The sequence below is a fragment of the Bartonella sp. OC68QHHN genome, assembly GCF_042193875.1.
Classification (GTDB): Bacteria; Pseudomonadota; Alphaproteobacteria; order Rhizobiales; family Rhizobiaceae; genus Bartonella; species Bartonella grahamii_A.
The window spans coordinates 43762-66133 of record NZ_JBHIME010000023.1 but is presented as its reverse complement, the minus strand read 5'-3'; the positions used below and the strand labels follow the sequence as shown (position 1 = coordinate 66133).

At 36.5% G+C, this 22372-nt stretch carries 19 protein-coding genes; 12 read left to right on the top strand and 7 right to left on the bottom strand.

Features of this window, described 5'->3' with window-relative positions; translation table 11 throughout:
- Positions 1 to 89 precede the first annotated feature (89 nt).
- On the top strand, positions 90 to 1445 hold the full coding sequence (locus tag ACFIJ0_RS03055; RefSeq protein WP_375624547.1) for an L-cystine transporter: 1356 nt from the start codon (positions 90 to 92) through the stop codon (positions 1443 to 1445).
- A gap of 6 nt (positions 1446 to 1451) precedes the next feature.
- On the opposite strand, the gene ACFIJ0_RS03050 is transcribed toward ACFIJ0_RS03055, so the two are convergent.
- The gene (locus ACFIJ0_RS03050; protein WP_375624545.1) at positions 1452 to 2330 is read right to left on the bottom strand and encodes a methyltransferase; all 879 of its coding nucleotides are present in this window, start codon (positions 2328 to 2330) and stop codon (positions 1452 to 1454) included.
- Positions 2331 to 2527: 197 nt separating this feature from the next.
- Between ACFIJ0_RS03050 and ACFIJ0_RS03045 the strand changes: the two genes are divergently transcribed.
- On the top strand, positions 2528 to 3313 hold the full coding sequence (locus ACFIJ0_RS03045) for a ComF family protein (RefSeq protein WP_375624543.1): 786 nt from the start codon (positions 2528 to 2530) through the stop codon (positions 3311 to 3313).
- 48 nt (positions 3314 to 3361) lie between these two features.
- Positions 3362 to 3616 carry a glutaredoxin 3 gene (grxC, locus tag ACFIJ0_RS03040; protein WP_375624541.1) on the top strand — a complete coding sequence of 85 codons (255 nt, stop codon included), beginning with the start codon at positions 3362 to 3364 and terminating at the stop codon, positions 3614 to 3616.
- A 20-nt stretch (positions 3617 to 3636) separates the two neighbouring features.
- Here the strand turns inward: grxC and ubiG are convergent, their stop codons facing one another.
- The gene (gene ubiG, locus ACFIJ0_RS03035) at positions 3637 to 4380 is read right to left on the bottom strand and encodes a bifunctional 2-polyprenyl-6-hydroxyphenol methylase/3-demethylubiquinol 3-O-methyltransferase UbiG (RefSeq protein ID WP_375644125.1); all 744 of its coding nucleotides are present in this window, start codon (positions 4378 to 4380) and stop codon (positions 3637 to 3639) included.
- Positions 4381 to 4569: 189 nt separating this feature from the next.
- On the opposite strand from ubiG, the gene ACFIJ0_RS03030 reads away from it, so the two are divergent.
- Positions 4570 to 5826 carry an aspartate kinase gene (locus tag ACFIJ0_RS03030; protein ID WP_375624537.1) on the top strand — a complete coding sequence of 419 codons (1257 nt, stop codon included), beginning with the start codon at positions 4570 to 4572 and terminating at the stop codon, positions 5824 to 5826.
- A 1160-nt stretch (positions 5827 to 6986) separates the two neighbouring features.
- On the opposite strand, the gene ACFIJ0_RS03025 is transcribed toward ACFIJ0_RS03030, so the two are convergent.
- From ACFIJ0_RS03025 to ACFIJ0_RS03015, 3 genes are all read right to left on the bottom strand, one after another.
- Positions 6987 to 7196 (bottom strand): hypothetical protein, encoded by a 210-nt coding sequence (locus ACFIJ0_RS03025; protein WP_375636982.1) that lies wholly within the window; start codon positions 7194 to 7196, stop codon positions 6987 to 6989.
- Between the two features lie 115 nt (positions 7197 to 7311).
- On the bottom strand, positions 7312 to 8670 hold the full coding sequence (gene nhaA, locus ACFIJ0_RS03020) for a Na+/H+ antiporter NhaA (protein WP_375624535.1): 1359 nt from the start codon (positions 8668 to 8670) through the stop codon (positions 7312 to 7314).
- Between the two features lie 146 nt (positions 8671 to 8816).
- A complete protein-coding gene (locus ACFIJ0_RS03015; protein ID WP_375644126.1) occupies positions 8817 to 10523 on the bottom strand; it encodes a hypothetical protein in 1707 nt (568 codons plus the stop codon).
- 281 nt (positions 10524 to 10804) lie between these two features.
- Between ACFIJ0_RS03015 and ACFIJ0_RS03010 the strand changes: the two genes are divergently transcribed.
- The 8 genes from ACFIJ0_RS03010 to ACFIJ0_RS02975 all read left to right on the top strand — a co-directional run bounded on the left by ACFIJ0_RS03010 (position 10805) and on the right by ACFIJ0_RS02975 (position 19024).
- The gene (locus tag ACFIJ0_RS03010; protein WP_375624532.1) at positions 10805 to 12577 is read left to right on the top strand and encodes an SLC13 family permease; all 1773 of its coding nucleotides are present in this window, start codon (positions 10805 to 10807) and stop codon (positions 12575 to 12577) included.
- A 541-nt stretch (positions 12578 to 13118) separates the two neighbouring features.
- Positions 13119 to 13790 (top strand): tetratricopeptide repeat protein, encoded by a 672-nt coding sequence (locus tag ACFIJ0_RS03005; protein ID WP_375624530.1) that lies wholly within the window; start codon positions 13119 to 13121, stop codon positions 13788 to 13790.
- A gap of 4 nt (positions 13791 to 13794) precedes the next feature.
- The gene (gene der / locus ACFIJ0_RS03000; protein ID WP_375624528.1) at positions 13795 to 15219 is read left to right on the top strand and encodes a ribosome biogenesis GTPase Der; all 1425 of its coding nucleotides are present in this window, start codon (positions 13795 to 13797) and stop codon (positions 15217 to 15219) included.
- Positions 15220 to 16334: 1115 nt separating this feature from the next.
- Positions 16335 to 16769 (top strand): AtpZ/AtpI family protein, encoded by a 435-nt coding sequence (locus ACFIJ0_RS02995; RefSeq protein ID WP_375624526.1) that lies wholly within the window; start codon positions 16335 to 16337, stop codon positions 16767 to 16769.
- A 7-nt stretch (positions 16770 to 16776) separates the two neighbouring features.
- The gene (locus tag ACFIJ0_RS02990; protein WP_375624906.1) at positions 16777 to 17535 is read left to right on the top strand and encodes a F0F1 ATP synthase subunit A; all 759 of its coding nucleotides are present in this window, start codon (positions 16777 to 16779) and stop codon (positions 17533 to 17535) included.
- Between the two features lie 54 nt (positions 17536 to 17589).
- Entirely contained in the window at positions 17590 to 17820 is a 231-nt protein-coding gene (locus tag ACFIJ0_RS02985) for a F0F1 ATP synthase subunit C (RefSeq protein ID WP_005773968.1), read from the top strand.
- A 131-nt stretch (positions 17821 to 17951) separates the two neighbouring features.
- Positions 17952 to 18518: a F0F1 ATP synthase subunit B gene (locus ACFIJ0_RS02980; RefSeq protein ID WP_375624524.1), complete on the top strand. Its 567-nt coding sequence runs from the start codon at positions 17952 to 17954 to the stop codon at positions 18516 to 18518.
- Between the two features lie 11 nt (positions 18519 to 18529).
- Positions 18530 to 19024 (top strand): F0F1 ATP synthase subunit B, encoded by a 495-nt coding sequence (locus ACFIJ0_RS02975; protein ID WP_375624522.1) that lies wholly within the window; start codon positions 18530 to 18532, stop codon positions 19022 to 19024.
- Positions 19025 to 19148: 124 nt separating this feature from the next.
- Here the strand turns inward: ACFIJ0_RS02975 and glyS are convergent, their stop codons facing one another.
- Positions 19149 to 21371: a glycine--tRNA ligase subunit beta gene (glyS, locus tag ACFIJ0_RS02970; protein ID WP_375624521.1), complete on the bottom strand. Its 2223-nt coding sequence runs from the start codon at positions 21369 to 21371 to the stop codon at positions 19149 to 19151.
- Positions 21371 to 22312, bottom strand: coding sequence for a glycine--tRNA ligase subunit alpha (locus tag ACFIJ0_RS02965; RefSeq protein ID WP_375624519.1), 942 nt, complete (start codon positions 22310 to 22312; stop codon positions 21371 to 21373). The genes glyS and ACFIJ0_RS02965 overlap by 1 nt, the downstream gene beginning before the upstream one ends.
- Positions 22313 to 22372 lie beyond the last annotated feature (60 nt).

Here is a 22372-nt window from a genome sequence, read left to right as displayed (position 1 = left end):
TTTATAGGTTAATTTTAAATATCATGCATTGATTTTGAATTATGCAGATTATTGATGTCAATCATAACAATAGTAAGTGAGCATAGACAATGACATTTAATTTTTTCGTCAATTTATTTCTATTTGTTATTTTTTTATTGTTGGTTTCTCAAAGTAAGAGAATGCAATGGAGTCTTTCACTACGTGTTATGGTAGGGCTTATCCTTGGCTTGATTTTTGGAAGTGTTTTGCAGTTTATTTATGGAGAGGGTGAAAGCACTCTATTGAAATCCGTTGAATGGTTTAACATTGTTGGTGAGGGTTATATCTTATTGTTGCAAATGATTGTTATGCCACTGGTTTTTATCTCTATCGTTTCAGCAGTTTCTCATTTACATTCTGTTTATGCTGTTGGAAAGATGAGTATAATAACAATTTCAATATTGCTTTTTACAACGGCTCTTTCAGCATTGGTTGGTGTGCTTGTGGTTAATTTTTTGGGATTAACAGCCGATGGTTTGGTGCATGAAGGGCAAAATGTTTCTGCTATTCTTGAAAGTCATATTTCTAAACTTGGAGATATGAATATACCAAAGATGATTTTGTCTATGATTCCTAAAAATCCATTTGCTGAGTTGAGTGGAGCTAAACGTACGTCAATTATCAGTGTTGTTATTTTTGCGTCATTTTTAGGTGCATCGGTTCTTCTTTTAAAGAAGGATGAGCCAGAAAAAGGAGAAAAAGCGCTTTTATTTATTCAAGTGGGACAAGCTTGGATTATGCGGTTAGTCCGTATTGTGATTGCTTTGACACCTTATGGTATTTTTGCACTTATGACAAAAGTAGGGGCAATATCGCGTATTGCAGATATTTTAAATTTACTGGTTTTTATCATTGCTTCTTATATCGGTATTATTTTAATTTTTGGAATTCATGGTGTATTACTTGGTATTTCTGGGGTTAACCCCTTTCGTTTTTTCAAAAAGGTTTTACCAGTTTTAATATTTGCTTTTAGCAGTCGTTCAAGTGCTGCAAGTATTCCTTTGAATATTGAAGCGCAAACACAGTGGATAGGTGTACCACAATCCATTGCGAGTTTTGCAGCTTCTTTTGGGGCAACAATTGGACAAAATGGTTGTGCTGGTCTTTATCCAGCGATGCTTGCGACCATGCTTGCATCATCTATGGGTATTAATCCTCTTGATCCTACTTGGATTGCTACGCTTATTGGGGTTGTGACGTTAAGTTCTATTGGTGTTGCTGGTGTGGGGGGAGGAGCTATTTTCGCTGCATTGATTGTGTTACCAATTATGGGGCTTCCTGTTACTTTGGTTGCTGTACTTATCTCTATTGAACCGCTAATTGATATGGGACGTACCGCTCTAAACGTGAGCGATTCAATGATAGCTGGAACGATCACCAGTCAAATGTTACAGACAACAGATAAAAGTATTTTTAAAAAATGATTTAGGTTATTTTTTTGGGGGTTGTAAAACATCTGTAAGAGATATTTGCGCTGAACCAGGTTGTAAGGGTTTTTGTTGATTGGGATGAGGAGCCCAACCAGAGAGCCAGATGAAAGAAAAATGTGCACGAATACGTCCATCAGGATCACTAAATCGTTGTGCATAGATTTCAGCTGCGCGGAGAAAAAAACGTTTGGATACAGGGCGTCGTGAACGATTGATGAGTGCATTTTGCATTCCCATAGCTTTAAGATCGTGCATAAGGTCAAACATTGTATTATAACGTATAGTGATATCTTCAACGTCTGCTACAGGCAGAGCAAAGCCAACACGCTGTAAAAGAGCGCCTGCATCACGAATGTCGGCAAAAGGATAGATCCTAGGGCTTGCTCCACCATAAATTTCACTTTCAGCTTGCAGCAGGCTTTCGCGCAATTCTCTTAATGTACCAGCTCCTACCATAACAGCAAGAAATAAGCCATCTGGTTTAAGGGTGTTTTTTATCTGGTTTAGAACACCAGGGGTATCATTGGTCAATTGTAATGAAAGAAGTGAAACAATAAGGTCACAGTAACTTTGAGGTAAATTAAGAAATTCTCGATGACGTAAATAAAATTTTTTATCATGGCTTTGATAAAGCGTATCGGTCTCAATACGTTCTATGGAACAAACTTTTCCAGATTTCATTAAAGCTTGCGCAGCAAGGTCTGTATGGCTGTGTAAATCGAGAGCTAATGTAAAGAGGCGATCAACAGTGCTAAGACGTTTATAAAGATCTTCTGCCATGTGAGAGAGTAAAAAGTCATATCCTTTTTTTGCTTTTTGAAAGGCACGTTTTCGGAATTGTTCAATGCGGTTATGATCAAAAATTAAAGGATGCGACATATTGTGGAACACTTTCGATCTATGAAAAAATATATTTTGAAAAGGTTCATTATTTGTGCAAGCTCTGTCAAGTTTATAATATGAAAGAAAAATAAATTTATAAAAGGTAAGAGTTTTTAAAGGAATTAAAATTATAAATTGAGGAAATACAAAGGAACTTTTGCTCTGAGGGAAACTTGTAGAAGCCTAAATTTATAATGTTGTATTTTCGAGAAGCGGCGTTAAATAGCGGGGATATACTCAGTAAGTTCATTGAACGCTTGAAAGCGATGCTTTATCCACCAATTTGTCCTGGATGTAAGCAAAATGTTTCTACTTATGGCACGATTTGCCCCGAATGTTGGAAAGACCTTCAATTTATCACGAAACCTTATTGTCCTGTTATGGGGACTCCTTTTGTTTGTGATATGGGAGATGGTTTTCTCAGTGGTGAAGCACTTCGTAATTCTCATCCTTTTTCACGTGTTCGTTCTGCTATTGTTCATAAAGGGCTTGCACGAACTTTAGTAACGCGTTTAAAATATGGTGATCATATAGAGTTGGCATCATTTATGGCCAATTGGATGATATTTGCTGGACGCGAGGTTATTGATGATTGTGATGTTATTATTCCCATTCCATTGCATTTTCGTCGTTTTTGGGAGAGGCGTTATAATCAATCTGCTGAGCTTGCGCGTTATATTGCAGCATCACAAAAAAAGCTTTTAAAACCGAGTTGGCTTGTTCGTTGTCGGCATACCCGTCCGCAGGTTAGTCTTTCTTCGAGAGAGAGAAAACTTAACGTAAAAAATGCTTTTAAGGTTTCGCATAAGGTTAAAAAATATCTCAAAGGATGTTCTATTTTGCTGATTGATGATGTATTTACAACGGGTGCAACAGTTACAGCAGCAGCTGCTGCATTAAAATATGCAGGTGCACGACAGGTTGATGTGCTAACATTTTCGCGTGTTCTCAAAGAAGATTCTATTTTTCCTTCTTCTTAAGAGGAATTTAAAGTGAATATTATTAAAAAAATATTGGAGGATAATACTATGAAAGAGATAATAATTTATACACGTCCTAACTGCCCTTATTGCACAAAAGCACGTGATTTGCTTGATAAAAAAGGTGTAAAGTATACAGATATTGATGCTTCCACATCCCTTCGCCAAGAAATGGTACAGCGCGCAAATGGACGTAATACATTTCCCCAAATTTTTATAGGTGATTATCACGTTGGCGGTTGTGATGATCTTTATGCTTTAGAGGCTGAGGGAAAGCTCAATTGTTTATTACAAGGCATATAATATTTGTAAATTACATATCCTTAAGACCGTTTTGCGAGAAGGAGATAGTTAACGTCCATGTCTTTTGAGCGATTCCAGCTGTCGTTTAATGGGTTATAAGTAATCCCTATCTCTTCAATGACAGTCAGAGCGTTTTTTGATAAGAAATTTTTAAGTTCTAGAGGTTTTAGGAATTTTTTATAATCATGTGTTCCTTTAGGAAGCCAACGTAGAATATATTCAGCGCCTACAATAGCAAGCCCCCATGCTTTCCACGTGCGATTGAGTGTTGAGACAAACATTAGCCCTTGTGGTTTCAACATTTTTGCTGTAGCTGCTATGAAGAGATTAACGTCAGCGACATGTTCAACAACTTCCATATTAAGGATAATATCAAATTTTTCTCCTTCATTGGCAAGTGCTTCTGCTGTTGTCGTGCGGTAATCAATGGAAAGGTCATTTTGAGCTGCATGGGTTTTTGCGATTTCAATATTTGTTTGTGCAGCATCAACGCCTACAACCATAGCGCCAAGACGTGCCATTGGTTCACATAACAAGCCCCCTCCACAGCCAATATCAAGAATTTTCAAATTGTCAAAGGGCGTAAGCGAAGAAGGGTCACGATTAAACTCTAAACAGATTTTTTCTCTGATGTAAGCAAGGCGCGTTGGGTTAAATTGGTGAAGAGGTCGAAATTTTCCTTGTGGATTCCACCATTCTGTAGCAATACGTGAAAAATGGTCAATTTCACTTTGATCAATAGTTGTTTGTGTTTCATCTATCATGTTGCCTTCCTTTTATTTTTAATGATCAGGTCAAGTAGATTTTATACAAAGTCAAGAGAAATTAATATAATCATAATGAAACTTGCACAAATGATAGATATTCGCTATGTCGAGAAAATGGTTGGTTGATACAGCATCTAATTCTCATTACCGTTTGAGATAAGAGATGTAAAGGTAAGAGTGTTATTAATGGCGCGCATTGTCATGAAATTCGGTGGAACATCTGTAGCAAACATTGAATGTATTTATAATGTTGCACGGCATGTCAAAAGAGAGATTGATGCAGGCAATGAGGTTGCAGTTGTCGTATCTGCGATGGCTGGTAAAACCAATGAGCTTGTTCAGTGGACGTGTGATGCTTCCTCCATGTATAGAGATGCTCGTGAATATGATGTTGTGGTTGCTTCTGGTGAACAGGTTACTTCAGGTTTGTTGGCTTTGACACTTCAAGAAATGGGGGTGAATGCACGTTCATGGCTTGGTTGGCAAATTCCTATTCATACAGACAATGCGCATGGCCGTGCACGTATTACTGATATTGATGGATCTTTTTTAATTGAGTGTTTTCAGGAAGGTCAGGTTGCCGTTATTGCTGGTTTTCAGGGGTTAGCTCCGGATAACCGGATTTCTACTTTAGGGCGTGGAGGATCAGATACAAGTGCTGTTGCTATAGCCGCTGCTGTACAAGCTGATCGCTGTGATATTTATACAGATGTGGATGGTGTTTATACAACGGATCCACGTATAGAACCAAAGGCGCGTCGTTTACCAAAAGTAGCTTTTGAAGAAATGCTAGAAATGGCTTCTCTTGGTGCAAAGGTTTTACAGGTTCGTTCTGTTGAATTGGCAATGGTTCATAAGGTTCGTACCTTTGTGCGTTCAAGTTTTGAGGATCCTGATGCGTTAGGCATGGAGGATCCAATGAGTTCTTCTGGAACACTTATTTGCGATGAGGATGAAATCGTGGAACAACAAAATGTTACTGGTATTGCTTTTGCTAAGGATGAAGCGCAAATTTCCCTTCGTCGGCTTGCCGATCGTCCAGGGATTTCGGCAGCAATTTTTGGTCCCTTGGCTGAAGAATGCATTAATGTTGATATGATTGTGCAAAATATTTCTGAGGATGGCTCAAAAACTGATATGACTTTTACTGTACCATCATCAGATGTAGAAAAAGCCGTTACACTTCTTGAGAAGAATCGCAAAGAAATTGGATTTGATGTTCTCCAATTTGAAAGCGATCTTGCCAAGGTATCTGTGATTGGTATTGGAATGCGTAGCCATGCAGGTGTTGCCGCTACAGCATTTAAGGCTTTGGCTGAAAAGGGTATTAACATTCAAGCAATTACGACTTCAGAAATTAAAATTTCTATTTTGATTGATAGTGCTTACACTGAACTTGCGGTTAGAACATTACATGCTGTTTATGCACTTGATAAGAGATAAGCATTTTTTAGTTTCAACAAAGTTTTAATAACATAACGCTTTAATATATATTAATAATTTTTGTTAAGGATAATTTATATTTTTAAGTTAAATAGAATATTTAATACAGCAAAACTCTCTCATTTTAAATTTGTTCATGATGAATTTAAAAATGGTTATTTATACATTATAAGAGAAAGATGTTTGGGTAAAAACTGTTTAAGAAGGGATATAAAATATGCCGTCTATAAACGTTTTAGAGCCTATAGAGAGGGATGAGAAGCCTTTAAGATAGCCCCCTTTTTATAGAATAAGGAACAATCCACTGCGTTTATGGCTTATAGCTCTTCAGAAGCACTTTTCATAAAATCATGTAACTATAGCCCAAAATTAATGATAATGTTATAGCGTATTGCTTTATGATTTCATTACTTAAATTTTTTCTCATATCTATTTATCTTTTTTTTTGAATTATGATTAAGATTTTCAGAGTTTTCGATACCACCATATGTTCTTTAGGTTAACTTTCTTCCCTTAACTACTATATTACAAGTATTTTCTTATCATGTTTACAGGTTTTTCAAATGGTATTCTTTGTAAGTAAAACTCTTCTTGTAAGAAATATAGCCATTTTTATTATTCTAATTTCGTTAAATGTTTTTTCCCACAATTTGTTTTTATTCAGTATATGAATGCGAAACGTATTCTCATGTTTTGTAATTACTTTTTGATAGTAATGCATTCGAATGGGGACATCCATTTGAAGTGAATATAAGATACGTTATCAAAGTGCGATAATTAATACACTTATTCCAAATAAAGATCTTTTTATAAATATTATTTTCTATAGTTTTTTGTATTTTTTATTTTGTGCTTGTCTGGTATTTTTTATCGCTTAGTTATTTCATGTTGAATGTATAAATATGTTCCATTTTTTACATTTAGTATTAATAATCACTCCTTATGCACATAATTTTGAGTCTCAATTTTTTCTATATATTTCATTTTTGCAATATTCTGCAGGTAGAGTGACTCCTTCAACTTGTTTTTTTGTGCATCTTCGTACGCTTTCCCACCGGGAATAGTTACGGTTCTATATTTTATGTATCCAGGCAGAATAATTGGTTCTTCTATCAATCTTCCACTATATTCTTTCAAATATCTGGACTATTAACTTAATATCAGCTTCGATAATAGAAAGCATCTTGAGCACTACAACCTTTAATTTGTAAATATTCTTCTACCATTTCATTATATGCTTCTCCACCAGGGATAAGATAATACGCTTGAGCACCCAGTACATAGGGGTCGTTTAAAAGTTCTCTGCCATCATTGGTTGTATTAAATTGCCTACTATTAATTTTCTTCTTGTACAATTCAGAATTATGCACAATGAAAAAAGCGTCTTGAGTAGTATAGCCTATATTTTTTAAATAGTTTACGATTTTTTTATTTGTAAATCACTTTTTAAAAGTTTTGCATAAAAATGTATTCTCAGTTAGTTTGTCAGGAGCTATGAGAAACTCCTTTATTGCGCTTAATATAAATAAATCCATATCCCAGACCGATAAGAGCAGATAAACCAGAGCCACAAAGGACCCCAATTTTTGCAGCATCAAGCAGAATAATATCTTTAAAAGCGAGCATTGAAACAAAGATAGACATTGTAAAGCCAATTCCTGCTAAAAAACCAATGAGTAAAACGTCTGTCCATGTCATATGAGGGGGTAGGCGGCATAGCCCTGATTTTACGGCTATATAACTGGCTGTGATAATACCAAGAGGCTTACCAACGAAAAGACCAATGAAAACACCCAAGACAATCAAGAATGATTTGTCAGAAGAAAGATCAAAGTTTGCAAAACTTACTCCTGCATTTGCGAAGGCAAAAATTGGCATGATACCGTATGCAACCCACGGATGCAACGCTTTTTGAACACGTGTTACTGGAGCAATCATGGCCCGTTGTCCTTTGCGCATTTTTTTCAAAGCGGTTGAAATATGATGCAGATCTGTTTTTGTATTTTTTTCTTGAAGAATTTGCATAGCGTTACTGAGCATGGTGAGTGGCGCTACAAGAGTACGGGTAGGAAGAACGGGAGTCATCATCCCTAAGATTACCCCAGCAAGTGATGGGTGAACGCCTGTTACCATTAAACCCCACCAGATGATTGCACCAGGTAAAATGTAAAGCCATGCTGATGCAAGTCCGATCCACTGAAAAAATAGCACCAAAGCAATACCTGTCCCTGCGATCATTAAACCGCTATGATCAATGTTTGTTGAGTAGAAAAAAGCAATAATAAGAACAGCGATAATATCATCAATAATGGCTAATGATAGAAGAATAATATGAAGATTAGAAGGAATTTTTTTTCCAAGAAGAGCAAGAATACCTAAAGCAAAGGCAATATCTGTTGCTGTTGGCACAGCCCAACCGCGTATATGTCCCTCGTTAAAGTTGAAGATAAAGTAAATAATTGCAGGAACACAAACACCCCCTATTGCAGCAACAATTGGTAAGATTGCTTGTTTAAAATCGGCAAGAGCACCTTCATGAATTTCACGTCGAATTTCCATTCCTGCGACGAGAAAGAAAATAGTCATAAGGGCATCATTAACCCAGAAATGTAAATCCCATGAAAGAGTGAAATGACCCAAATTAAAGCCAAGAGGTGTATGCCAAAAAGATTCATAGAAAGCAGCATATTTAGAATTGGCAAAAATAAGTGCAGAAGCAGCAGCTAATAAAAGAACAATACCACTAAGAGCTTCAATATGGAGAAAACGCTCGATAGCAGAAAGCGCTTGATTGGTGACACGAGAAGCGCGGTTAGGCAGGCGATTTGAAGATAAATCAGACATAAACAACTCCAAGCATCGACAATTTTAGATTCTACATTCTCTATATAAATGACTCTGTATGATACCTTCTGTATCATATAAAAGAAAAAAGAGGAATAAAGTTCTTAATTTATAGACAAGATCATCATCTTTAAAGCACAAAATGTTTAAGGTAATGCTTCATTTTTAATAGTGAGATGTACTTTGTTTAAAGCCTTGGATAGATCATTTTGTAGAGCAGATTCGAGATCAACTATTGTAAGCCCTTTATTATCTTTTGCTTTAATTTTAACGATCAATGTTTGTGGATTTCTAGCAAATTCACCTAAAGATTTTGAAATTTTTTCTGCTTCGTCATGATTTTTTAGCAGCATTTTTGGGGTCTGCGTCATCATTAGATAGAAATCGTCATAGAGTTCCTTTTTAAGATCATGTTGGCTGTCATTAAGGTTTTGCGCAAGATAAGAAAAAAGCTTATCAATGAAACCTGCATCCCTATATTGTATATCAATTTCATTGATGCCAAAGTCTTGAGAAGCAGCAATCATTACATTTTGCTGACCAGAAAAAAGCTTTTCATCAACATCAATAACCTTAGCCGACATGTTCCCAGATCCAATGTCTTTCATATTGAAAGACATTGCATCAAGAAGGAGCATACGTTTTTTTTCATCATAAGAAATATCAATTTTTCCTGAAATGTCAAAGCGCTCAAAGTTCAGATTTTTGAAGAACTCTAAGTCTTTTTCATTCATTTTTTTAGGTGAAACGGAAAGGTTATTGAGAGAAAGAAAAAGCTTTTTGGGGATAGGTTGTTTCCACAATCTTGGTTTAAATTGCAGTGATTCGAGTGTTGCTTTCAACTGCGGTATATCAACGGTGATATTATCAACTTTGGCATCCGCTGAGGTAATGGCGAGCAGTATGTTTAGAAGAAGACCATTTTGTGCTATTTTTTCAGCGATTTTATTATTCTCTTTTCTTGCATTAAGGTAAGCTTTGATCAATTTTTCAGGAGTTTGTTCAAGCGGTTTCATTTTTAAACCAGATGTTTTAAACTGTCCGAGAAAGAAAGAACTGCTTTTTTCCGCTTCTTCAAAAACATCGACACTTACATTATTCAGAGAAATGGGGCCGGTAACGGTTTTACCTTGGTTGAGAGCGTTGTTTTTTCCAAAAATGATAGAATAGGCATAATTGATGTCGATATCATGGGCTTTTATTATATCACTTTTAGCCATAAGATGCATCTGTTTGGCACCATTTACTGTAACTGTTTTAAGATCCATATTTTTAATACTAACTGAACGGATATGTCCATTTTTAAAATCAGAAAGCTGCAAATTCTTGACTTCAACGGTTTCTATACGGTTATCTTTATTTTCTATAGAAAGTTGTATTTTGGGAGCAATAATTGAGGAAAGCTCAATACGCATCATTGATTGTAAAAGATGTGATGTTATTGTTCTATCTTTTTCTTTTAAGGATACACTCCGAAGAGAAATTTGGGGAATTTGCACATGAATATTATTATGCTTTAAATCAACATTATAAAATGTAAAAGTTCCAGGAATAAAGGAAAGAGGAGGACGGGCAGAAATGGCACCAATTTTAAGTGATGTACCAGCTGGAACTGGTAATGTCACATTCGTCAAATTGACTTTACCTAGAATACTTACTTCAGATGTTTCAGCTTTTATGGCACGACGGACTATTTCTTGTCTTACAAAACTGTCAAGATAGGGTTTTGCGATATAAAATCCACCAACAATTATAATTGCCAAGATAGCAACAAATCCAATAATGCAAGTGAGCCAATATCTGAGGTTACTTTGATACCCACTATTAAGATTGACCATTCTTTCTTCTTTCATTTTTAGCACTCTTTGAATTGAGAGTGAAAATAAATTCTTTTAAGCAACGACAAAGGTTTAAATATCGCGTGCACCAGTTTCAACAATTATCTACTCTCTATATTAGAGTTATTCTCATCTTTTTTGCAATATAGCTTTATCAACTTTTATCACTTTTAAATTATCCTAAAATATTCCGATGTCTGCTTTTATCTTGCTGCTGTTTATAGGAATATTTAAAACATTAAAACATAAAAGATATGTTTTTGTTCATTATAATTTAATGGGGAGAGGTGAGTACTATGACAGAAAATCAAATAATAGCTTTTTCGATCATTGGTCTCATGATGGTTGTTTTTATTTGGGATCGATTTCGTTATGATCTTGTTGCTATTTGTACGTTATTAATAGCTTGTGCTCTTGGTCTTGTCAGTCCGAAGGAAGCTTTTAGCGGTTTTAGTAATGATATTGTTATTATTGTGGGGAGTGTGTTTGTTGTCAGTACGGCTGTATCACGCTCTGGTATAATGGAATTTATTATTCAACGGATATGGCCAGACGTGAAATCTGTGCGTCTTCAATTAGCTTTTTTAGTCCTTTCTGTTGTCGTGTTATCAATGTTTGTTAAAAACATTGGTGCTTTGGCTATTATGCTTCCGATAGCTTTTCAGTTTGCACGTCGTTCTCAGGTTTCTCCTTCTGTCTTTTTAATGCCCATGGCCTTTGGTTCTTTGTTGGGGGGACTTATGACACAGATAGGAACATCTCCCAATGTTGTTATTTCAGCGATGCAAGAACGTTTAACAGGAACACCTTTTACTATGTTTGATTTTACACCAGTTGGTGCGGTTATTGCGGTGGCTGGTGTTGTATATTTAGTCTTTTTTTATTGGCTTTTGCCTGTGCGTGTGCGTACAGGTGTATCATTTGATGATGCCATTGATATTCGTAATTATGTTGCAGAAGTGCATATTCCAATAAATTCACCAATTATAGGAAAAAATATTGTTGATTTAGTTAAGCCATCAAGTGGTGACGTTATGGTGATTCAAATCATCAGAAACAAAGTATCTATTTCACCATTACCAGATTTTGTTTTGTCTGAAAATGATATTATTTTGCTGGAAGGGTCGCATACAGGGTTAGATAGCGTGATGAACTCTGCTCGTTTAGAGTTTTCTAAGGGGCGAACTATTGCTGCAGGTGATAAGGACAGTGACATTGATATTATTGAGGCAGTCATCACACATAATTCACCTCTTATTGGTATTAGTGCGAAAGAGTTTTCCCTATTTGATCGCTATAATGTAAATTTGCTTGCGTTAAGTCGTCAACATGAAAGGGTGCGGGGAAGACTTGATGATATTATTTTCCATCTTGGAGATGTGATTGTTTTGCAAGGACAGGATGCAGTTATTCCAAATTTATTAAGAGAATTGAAATGCTTGCCTCTAGCAAAACGAAATATTGTGTTTGGAAATTTACGACATGGTTTCATCTCTTTAGCTGTTCTATTTATAGCAATTATTTTTACAGCTTTTCATATTGTTCCAGTTGCTTTTTCTTTTTTTTCTGCTGCTGCTGCAATGGTTATCTTTCGCGTTTTGCCCGCGCGTGATCTGTATCAGGCATTAGATGGCCAAATATTAGTACTACTAGCGGCTCTTATTCCAGTGAGTGAAGCGTTAGAGAAAACAGGATGTACGGATCTCATTGGTCAGTGGCTGAGTCAATTGGCAATATTTTTCCCGCCATTTGGTGCCTTAGCACTTATGTTGGTGACAGCTATGTTGGTCACGCCATTTTTGAATAATGCAGCAACAGTGATGATGGTAGCACCAATTGCGTCAAGTTTTGCTCATTCCCTTCATTATAAGCCTGAAGCTTTTTTGATGGCTGTTGCAATTGGTGCGGGCTGTGAGTTTCTTACACCTATTGGACATCAAAGTAATATGCTCGTGATGGCGCCAGGGGGATATCGTTTTAGTGATTATCCACGTTTGGGTGCTCCATTGGCGGTGTTGATCGTTATTATTGCTGTTCCAATGCTTATGTGGGTTTGGCCCTTACAATAGGATATTTTTAGAAATTTTAAGGATCAATTACAAAAGGTTGTTAATCGTATGAAGATAAGTTGAAGGGATACACTTTAATCATGGCGCTTCGGTATTTTTGATACAGATAAAAATTTATCTATTTGGTTTTAGTAGGTATTCGTGGAAAATTACTTTTTCTTCAAGTTTTTTAAAGAATTGGTTTTTCTATTATAATTCTGTAATCCAATACAATCAAGGATTGCGTTAAAGACTTTAAAAGATTATCTCTCTATATAATGGGGAGAAAGTCCGCTTGAGATGATAGGCAATCATGATAAATATTAAAACAGTGAATTTTTATAAGAATCAGGACAATATATATAAAAGCTGTAATGTGAACAAACAGCGTATTTACATCATTTTCGATTAAGATTGTTGCAAAAATTCGATTGATTTGGCTGCATGTTGATTTAAAATAAATAAACGAGCAATTTTAAGATTTTTAGTTAATTAGGACTACCATCTTTGTCCATTTATGCATAAAAGCACAGATAAGGTAACTTTTTTCAAGGTATGATATATGTCGTATGATAGTTTTATTGCTGAAGTGAATGCAGAATTTCGTCAGGAAAAGGCGCTTGCTTTTTGGAGACGGTATGGTTTTTCAATTATTGGAGCAGCTATTCTTTTTATATTTATAATAGTTGCTTATCAAATTTACAATCATCAGCAAATAAAGAAAGCTGGTTATATTGGTGATGCATTTGTAAAAAGTCTTGATTTTGCGGATACACGTCATTTTGATAAAGCGATAAAGCAATTAGAAATTGTTAAAACCTCTCATTTTGGGGGATATCCTTTTCTTGCTCGTTTACGTGAGGCTTCTTTACTCATGGAGAAAGGTGATATTATTAAGTCAGTGCAGATCTTTGATTCTGTTGCAGCGGATGAGAAAGCACCGCAGATTTTGCGGAAAGTTGCAAAAATTCGGGCGGCTTATATTCTGGTTGATACAGGGACATTAGCTGATGTTGAAAAGCGCATCAAAGATATGATAAGTGATACCGATCCTATGCGTATGTCTGCAAGAGAGGCTTTAGGTTTAGCTGCTTATAAGGCGGATAAAATGGATGAGGCGGTTTATTATTTTAGGAAAATTTCTGAAAAAGGTGCTTTGGGTTCAAAAATAACAGATCGGGCTCGAATGATGCTTGAGCTTATACAAGCTGAGGGCAAGGCAAATAAGGAATAAATCGATGAGCCTTACCATTGCTATCGTTGGTCGTCCCAATGTTGGGAAGTCAACGCTATTTAATCGTTTGGTTGGGCAAAAATTGGCTTTGGTTGATGATAAGCCTGGTGTAACACGTGATCGACGTATTCATGCGGCAAAACTTCAAGATCTACGTTTTGATGTGATTGATACGGCTGGGCTGGAAGAAGCAGGTGATCATACACTTGAGGGGCGTATGCGTTCTCATACAAAAGCTGCGATTGATGAAGCGGATCTTATTTTATTTGTATTTGATGCAAAGAGTGGAATAACACCAAGTGATTTAAATTTTGCTTCATTGGTTCGCAAGTCAGGAAAGCCAATTGTGCTTGTTGCCAATAAGTCTGAGTCAAGAGCGGCAACAGGAGGAGAGTATGAGGCGTGGTCATTAGGTTTGGGGGAGCCTTGCCCAATATCGGCTGAACATGGTTTGGGACTTAGTGATCTGCGTGATGCAATTATAGATGCTGTTGGGTCAGAGCATGCTTTTGGCAACAACAAAGAAAAAGATATTACGATACAGCCTGCATCTGTTGGTGATGATGTAAACGATTTGGAAGAAGAGGAGCTTATTTACGATGAAAGTAAGCCCATTAAGATTGCAATTGCGGGGCGTCCCAATACAGGAAAATCTACTCTTATCAATAGTATGTTGAAACAAGAGCGCTTGTTAACAGGACCAGAAGCAGGACTCACGCGTGATTCTATTTCTGTAGATTGGGAATGGCGTGGTCGTCATATTAAACTTTTTGATACTGCAGGTTTACGTCGAAAATCGAAAATTCAAGAAAAATTAGAAAAACTATCTGTTGCAGATACTTTGCGTGCTATTCGTTTTGCAGAAGTGGTGGTCATTGTTTTTGATGCAACGATACCTTTTGAAAAGCAGGATTTACAAATTGCTGATCTTGTGATTCGTGAAGGGCGTGTTCCAGTTATTGCTTTCAATAAGTGGGATCTTATTGAAAATAGTCAGATCACATTGATTGATTTGCATGAAAAATGTGCGCGATTTCTTCCTCAAGTTCGTGGTTTGAGAGCTGTTCCTTTATCAGGAAAATATGGTCAAGGGATTGATAAACTGATGGAAAACGTCATGATAATGCACCGTGTATGGAATCGTCGCATTTCGACGGCTAAATTGAACCAATGGCTTGGAACTGTTGTGGCACATCATCCACCTCCTGCGGTTTCTGGACGTCGACTTAAGGTTAAATATATCACACAGGTTAAGACACGTCCTCCTGGATTTATGATTTCTTGCTCGCGCCCAAAAAGTATACCTCAGTCGTATTTGCGTTATCTTGTCAATGGGTTACGTGAAACATTTGATATGTCTGGTATACCCGTTCGCATATCATTACGAGCCTCTGATAATCCTTTTGCGACACGTTCCAAGAAGAAATGATAACTCTTTAATTTTTTAAGTGAATGAAATCTATACTTAAGAATCTTAAAAATAAGTTATTTTCAATAATCGTTCTTTTCACAAAAGAAAAAATTTTTTCTTTGCTAAAGTTTTAATTTTATTGATAATCATTTATCATGAGTTCTATTGAATAGAGCTCTCTCATTTTGATAAAGATCATTTATTTGCATGTCATGAGAAGAGTTTGATAGGGAGTATTTAAGAAAGAGTACATAATCCTCTTAATGGGTTATTTAAATGCAAGAATAGATGCAATATGAGGGTAGGGGAATATAATTATGATGCTCGTTTGAAAAGAATTATTAAATTATCATTTCATAAAAATAAAGGTTATGAATAAGTGCTTTTTCTTACGATAATTTGTCTAAATAAAAAGCAAAAATATTTGCTGAATCTACCAATATTCAATTGTAAAAGGCGAAATTAAAAAAGTGGATTAAAATTGTATAAAGTGCTATGGCGATCATATTTAAATTTTATTGTGTTCTATTCGCTTGATCTATTTGAAATTTTAGATTTATTAATATCTCGTATTTAAAGAAACCTCTCTTAGTACCCTCAAGCTCATTGAGTGATAGGTTCTGTAATGGCATATGTAAAATACTTTGCAAATAGGATCATATAGAAAGCATTGATTATTATCATTTTCATAAAATAAAAAGTGTAAGTTTATTTGAATAAAAGGAGCAAACCAACGCTCTTACTGTTTTTTAGCTTTCTATGTTCTCTTTCAAAACTAGGATTGATATAACCAAAACTAGGATCGATATAACATTGAGAGCCGGAAAATAAGATGGTATTAGTTTACATCTTTTGTTAAGCGTAAAAATGGCTGTTCTATGAGTTTTATATTATTCACGGGAACTTTTTGTTATACATTCACGGGTGCTGTCGTGAAATCGGTTTAGATACTCAGAATATCTTTTTAAGAAAGCGTATAAGTTAAAAAAATACATTATTTATGTAATAAAATTTATACGATAACTTGTGATAGATTTTTTTTAGTATCTTGACGAATAAATTCGAGAACAATATGATGCACACGGTTTTATGAAATGCATGCTTACTTTAGCTTTTTAATTAAGGAGCCAATGATGGCGATGGGCGAGAAACCCGTTATAAGCCGTAAGGTGGCTGAAGAGGAAAAGCAAGGAGAGTGTCTTCATTCAGAGGATTTGGAATGTCGTAGTAGGAACTTAAGCGTAGCTTTAGTGCGCAAGCAAGCAGTAAAGAAGCGGGAGTATAAGAATAAGCGGGAAAAATCACAAGGAAGGATGGCAGATGCAATTAAGCTTTCCAGTGAGTTTCTAGCGAGTATTATAGTTGGTGTTGTTTTGGGGTTAGGGTTTGACAAGTTAGCAGGTTCGTGGCCTTGGGGATTGGTATTTTTTCTCTTCTTTGGATTTGCTGCTGGTGTAGTAAGTATTCTTCGGTCTGTGGGATATGTTTCCTCCAGTCAATTAGGAAAAAAAGGCGTATTGCGCCAAGATAAACAAGATAAAAGGGCCAATGAGAGGTCCAATAAATGAGGTTGAAGTGACAGCGCACTCTCCAGATCCTATTCATCAGTTTGAGGTTTCAAGGTTGATTAAGATTTCCATAGGAAATATGGATTTATCGTTTACAAATGTATCATTGTTTACAGTCCTCACGGTTGTTATAACTTCTATTTTTCTCTTCATGTCATCATCAAGTCGTGGATTAGTTCCAACGCGGATGCAGTCTCTTTCGGAAATGGCATATGAGTTTGTAGCATCGATTCTGCGGGAATCATCTGGCGTGCAGGGAATGCAGTTTTTTCCTTTAGTTTTTTCTCTGTTTACTTTTATTTTGGTTGCTAACTTTATTGGTCTTTTCCCTTATTTTTATACGGTTACATCTCAGATCATGATCACATTTTCGTTAGCAATGGTGGTAATTTTGACGGTGATTGGTTATGGCTTTTATAAGCACGGGGTCAGTTTTTTGAAACTGTTCGTTCCCAGTGGAGTTCCTGTTGTGGTTTTGCCTCTGGTGACAGTGATTGAGGTTATTTCTTTTCTCTCCCGTCCAATTAGTCTTTCTCTTCGTCTTTTTGCGAATATGCTTGCTGGTCATATTACGCTCAAAGTGTTTTCTGGGTTTGTTGTTTCAATGATTGGGGTAGGACTCGTAGGTGTGGGTGGTTCGGTTTTACCGCTTATTATGACTGTAGCGATTACTGCTCTTGAATTTTTGGTCGCATTTCTTCAGGCTTATGTCTTTACGGTTTTAACTTGTATGTATCTTAATGATGCAATTCATCCAGGACATTAATAGAACTGGCGGTTTTCCGTCGAATAATGCAATTTCGCTTTAAAGGAGAATAAAATGGAAATGGTGCTTGCAGCAAAATATATTGGCGCTGGTCTTGCTTGCTTTGGTATGGCTGGGACAGCTTTAGGACTTGGTAATATTTTTGGTAGCTATCTTTCTGGTGCATTACGAAATCCATCCGCAGCAGATAGTCAGTTTGGACGTCTTGTCTTTGGTTTTGCTGTAACAGAAGCTTTGGGAATTTTTTCACTGCTCATTGCTTTATTACTTCTTTTTGGGGTTTAATCATCATCAAAAGGGTATATCTGTTCTTGCATGAGGTAAGATTTACCCTTTTAGCTCTGAAGCAGAGAGATGTCAGTCATTTATCATCGGTTATAGAGGGCTTTAATAAGCTATTTAAAGGATGAAAGAAAATGTTTGTTTCAAGCGCTTATGCACAGAACACTGAAACGTCGATAGAACATATTAAAAAGGTGGCAGAGCATGCAAATCGTGTGTTTCCGCCTTTTGATTTTGTACATTTTGGTTCACATTTTTTCTGGTTGGCAATTTCTTTCGGACTTTTTTATCTTTTTATCTCTCGTGTAATTGTACCACGTATTGGTGGTGTTATTGAAACACGGCGAGATCGAATCGCATCTGATTTAGATCAGGCAATGCGCATGAAGCAGGAAGCAGACATTGTTGTTGAAATTTATGAGCGGAAATTAGCAGAAGCGCGTTTGAAAGCGCATGCTATAGCGCAGGTAGCTAGTGAACAATTAAAAGAAAAAGCAGAGCTTGAACGGAAAGAAATTGAAGAGAGTTTAGAAAAAAAGCTCGCAGATGCTGAAAAAAAGATAGCAAAAATTCGGGATAAAGCGATGCAAAATGTTGGTTCTATCGCTGAAGAAGTAGCCCTTGAAATTGTGAAAAAATTGATTGACGTTGATATCAGCAAAGAGGCTGTTCGTCCAGTTGTTAAAACTGCGGATTATTGAGGAAGACAAAGATGACTGATACTTTTTGGGCATTTGTTGGGTTAGTTCTTTTTTTGGCTCTTTTAGTCTATTTCCAAATTCCACAGAGGGTTATACACCATCTTGATGCGCGCGCGAAGCGTATCAAAGATGAGCTGGATGAGGCTCTGCGTCTTCGTGAAGAGGCACAGGAAATATTGGCTGAATATCAACGCAAACATGCAGAAGCAGAAAAAGATGCGCAAGAAATTATTGCAGCAGCAAAGCATGAAGTTGAATCTGTTATTGCTGAGGCTCGTACAAAAGCAGAAGAATATGTAAAAAACCGCAATAAATTGGCAGAGCAAAAAATCGCTCAAGCAGAAGCGGATGCAATACGCATGGTTTCTTCATCGGCTATTGATTTGGCAATTTCTACAGCACGTATCCTTATTGCAAAGGAATTAGATTCCAACAAGGCAGATGAATTTATTAAAGAGTCTCTTGAGAAAGAATCATTTATCAAAATGAAAGCATATCTTAATTAATGATATTTGAGAGATAAAGAAGGTCCTCTTTGGTTGCATAATTTTTTCAATATTAATTAATAAAAGCTATAAAAAAGAAAAATTTATCTTCATTATTTTTACCAGTTAATAGGACAATTTGATTTTAAATGACAAGTTTTGAAAAGTCTGCAACCGATTGTGTGACGATGTGAGTACGTTTGAGAAGAGCAAGACGATTAGCACGAACATCAGGTTTTTTATCATTTACCAATACCTTTTCAAAAAATATATCAATCAATTTTCCAAGTGGCGCTAGCACACTGAGTGCAAATGATAAATTTCTTGCATTGATGGGAGCAAGAACCTTTTTTTCTACTTCACAGATTGCATGATAGAGCTGGTTTTCTTCTTTCTTGACAAAGAGCTTAGGATTAATTTCACTCGCTATTGTTGTGCTTTTTTGAAATTCATTTTCAAGAATATTGGCAGTACGTTTTACAGAGGCTACAAAGTTCATTCCATCATGGGTATTGATAAAAGCGATAAGCGATTCGACACGACGTGCGACCAATAAAAAATCATCAGAATCTTTATTTAAAACGGCTTCAAGGGCATCGTAACGAGCACCTTCCTCTTTTAGATAAATTTTCAAACGGTCATGAAAAAAGAATAACAGATCTGATAAAATATATTCTGTTTTTTCTGGAAGCAGATTCTGCAATTGTGAATTTTCTCTTTGAGAGATTTCATATTTATTTTTTTGTTGTAAGAAAAGATTTGTTGCTAACTGAAACAGTGGCATAAGATTGATTTTCCAATCTCGCGAAAGTACAAGCCTAATAATTCCCAATGCTGCTCGCCTTAACGCATAGGGATCTTTTGAGCCCGTTGGTTTTTCATTAATGAGCCAAAAGCCAACGAGCATGTCAATTTTGTCGGCGAGCATAACGGTTATAGCAAGCGGTTCTTGTGGAAGACGATCTGTTGGTCCTTGAGGTTTATAATGGTCCTCGATTGCTACAGCTACGCGAGGATCTTCCCCTTGAAGAAGGGCATATTTTTGCCCCATAACCCCTTGTAATTCAGGAAATTCTCCGACGATTTCTGTTTGCAAATCAGCTTTTGCAAGGATTGCTGCACGTTTTGCTAAAAGAGGATCTGTTTGTATCAAAGGTGCAATTTCTTGTGCGAGTGTAGCAATGCGTTCTACTCTTGCGCCTTGCGTACCTAATTTAGCATGAAAAGTTACATTCAAATGATCAAGTCGCGCCATTCTTTGATCGAAAGGTTTTTTTATATCAAGATCAAATTTTTTTATAGAAGATTCCAATTGTTGAATATCAGGCAAATCACGCTGATCAGTTTGCCAAAAATAAAGTGCATCAGAGAGACGGGCACGGACAACCTTACTATTTCCTTTTGAAATTTCTTTGCCTTCATCATTTTCAAGAATATTAGAAACAAGAATAAAATGATGAGAAAGTTTTACTTTTTCTCCTTGTTTACGGGTGACAAAACATTTTTGATTGGCTCGAATAGTCAAGCGGATAATTTCTGGAGGAATATCAAGGAATGATTTGTCAAAATCACCCATCAGGATAACAGGCCATTCAACAAGACCAGCAACTTCTTCTAGGAGGGGATTGTCTTGAACCAGTTCTAAACCGTTGGCAAAGCAGAGATTTTGGGCATCAGCTAAAATAATATTCTTTCGTCTCTCGGCATCCAGAATGACTTTGTGGGTTTCAAGTTGAGTAACATAATCATCAAAGCGGCGCACTTGAAATGGCTTTCCATCACTTAAGAAACGATGACCATAAGTTAAATTATTGCTTTTAAGAGAACCAATTGTAAACGGAATAATATGTGTTTCACCAATTTCTGGTCCGAAGATGCAAAGAATGTTTTGTAAAGGTCGAATCCACTTCAGAGCACCACTTTGTGCTGAATCTTTTCCCCAACGCATAGATTTCGGCCACGGAAAGTTGCGGATAATATTCGGTAAAATATCGGCAATAATTTCTTCTGCAGCTCGACCTTTTTTAACAATTTTAGCAATATAAAAATAACCTTTTTTATCATCATGTCCAATATGTGCTTCAGAAATATCGTTTAATCCTGTTGCACGTAGAAAACCATCAATTACATGCTGTGGTGATTTTATACTAGGACCTTTGCGTTCTTCATGGATATCTTTTGAGCGTATGGAAAGTCCGCGTATGTCTAATGTTAGCCGACGAGGTGTCCAATATTCACGAGCAGCTTCATAGATCAATCCAGCATTCACAAGTTGATCTGTAACAGATTTTTTAAGATCAGCAGCAGCTTTTCGTTGCATACGTGCGGGGATTTCTTCACTGAAAAGTTCAAGAAGAAGATCAGACATTAGGCTTCTCCAGTGTATATTTGTCCAGCTTCTGTGAGCAAGAAGGCTTCCCCACAACGGCGCGCGAGATCACGAACGCGAAGAATGTAATTTTGTCGTTCGGTTACAGAAATAACGCCACGTGCTTGCAAAAGATTAAAGATATGGCTCGCTTTAATACATTGATCATAGGCAGGAAAAACACAGCGATGTAATACATTTTCTTTATTTGGTTTTCCAGCATCAAGAAGTGCGCTGCATTCACTTTCTGCATCGATAAAATGCTGATGTAGCAGTTTTGTATCAGCAAATTCGAAGTTGTAATATGAGTATTCCTGTTCTGCCTGTAAAAAAATATCTCTATAACTTATTTTGTTTTCTCCCTCCAAACCATTAAAGTTAAGGTTATAGACGTCCTCAACCCCTTGGATATACATCGCTAGACGCTCAAGACCATATGTGAGTTCCCCTGAAACTGGAGCGCATTCAATGCCACAAACTTGTTGAAAATAAGTAAATTGAGAGACTTCCATTCCATCGCACCAGCATTCCCATCCAAGCCCCCAAGCACCAAGGGTGGGACTTTCCCAATCATCTTCAACAAAGCGAATATCATGTAGTTTTGTATCAAGCCCGATAGCTTGTAGCGACTTTATATAAAGTTCTTGTAGATTGAGCGGAGAGGGTTTGAGAAGCACTTGGAATTGATAATAGTGTTGTAAACGATTTGGATTCTTACCATATCGGCCATCTGTTGGACGCCGAGAAGGCTGAACATAAGCAACTTTCCAAGGGCGTGGACCTAGAGAGCGTAATGTTGTTGCTGGATGAAAAGTCCCAGCTCCGACTTCCATATCGTAAGGTTGCAAAATTGCACATCCATAGTGTGCCCAATAATTTTGCAAAGTTAAGATTAGTCCCTGAAAAGAACGTTTGGGGTTAAGATGTTCAGGCAGTTTCACGCTTCATACTCTTTATATTGGACTAAACAAAAAACCAAAGTAATTTTAGTTTCTCTGTTT

Coding starts and splice junctions, on each gene's coding strand:
- ACFIJ0_RS03015 (WP_375644126.1), bottom strand. CDS start 10,523: ATGAAAGAAGAAAGAATGGTCAATCTTAATAGTGGGTATCAAAGTAAC.
- glyS (WP_375624521.1), bottom strand. CDS start 21,371: ATGTCTGATCTTCTTCTTGAACTTTTCAGTGAAGAAATCCCCGCACGT.
- ACFIJ0_RS03050 (WP_375624545.1), bottom strand. CDS start 2,330: ATGTCGCATCCTTTAATTTTTGATCATAACCGCATTGAACAATTCCGA.
- ACFIJ0_RS03005 (WP_375624530.1), top strand. CDS start 13,119: ATGTCGTATGATAGTTTTATTGCTGAAGTGAATGCAGAATTTCGTCAG.
- ACFIJ0_RS03055 (WP_375624547.1), top strand. CDS start 90: ATGACATTTAATTTTTTCGTCAATTTATTTCTATTTGTTATTTTTTTA.
- ACFIJ0_RS03030 (WP_375624537.1), top strand. CDS start 4,570: ATGGCGCGCATTGTCATGAAATTCGGTGGAACATCTGTAGCAAACATT.
- ACFIJ0_RS02985 (WP_005773968.1), top strand. CDS start 17,590: ATGGAAATGGTGCTTGCAGCAAAATATATTGGCGCTGGTCTTGCTTGC.
- ACFIJ0_RS02995 (WP_375624526.1), top strand. CDS start 16,335: ATGGCGATGGGCGAGAAACCCGTTATAAGCCGTAAGGTGGCTGAAGAG.
- ubiG (WP_375644125.1), bottom strand. CDS start 4,380: ATGATAGATGAAACACAAACAACTATTGATCAAAGTGAAATTGACCAT.
- ACFIJ0_RS03010 (WP_375624532.1), top strand. CDS start 10,805: ATGACAGAAAATCAAATAATAGCTTTTTCGATCATTGGTCTCATGATG.
- der (WP_375624528.1), top strand. CDS start 13,795: ATGAGCCTTACCATTGCTATCGTTGGTCGTCCCAATGTTGGGAAGTCA.
- grxC (WP_375624541.1), top strand. CDS start 3,362: ATGAAAGAGATAATAATTTATACACGTCCTAACTGCCCTTATTGCACA.
- ACFIJ0_RS02975 (WP_375624522.1), top strand. CDS start 18,530: ATGACTGATACTTTTTGGGCATTTGTTGGGTTAGTTCTTTTTTTGGCT.
- ACFIJ0_RS02980 (WP_375624524.1), top strand. CDS start 17,952: ATGTTTGTTTCAAGCGCTTATGCACAGAACACTGAAACGTCGATAGAA.
- ACFIJ0_RS03045 (WP_375624543.1), top strand. CDS start 2,528: ATGTTGTATTTTCGAGAAGCGGCGTTAAATAGCGGGGATATACTCAGT.
- nhaA (WP_375624535.1), bottom strand. CDS start 8,670: ATGTCTGATTTATCTTCAAATCGCCTGCCTAACCGCGCTTCTCGTGTC.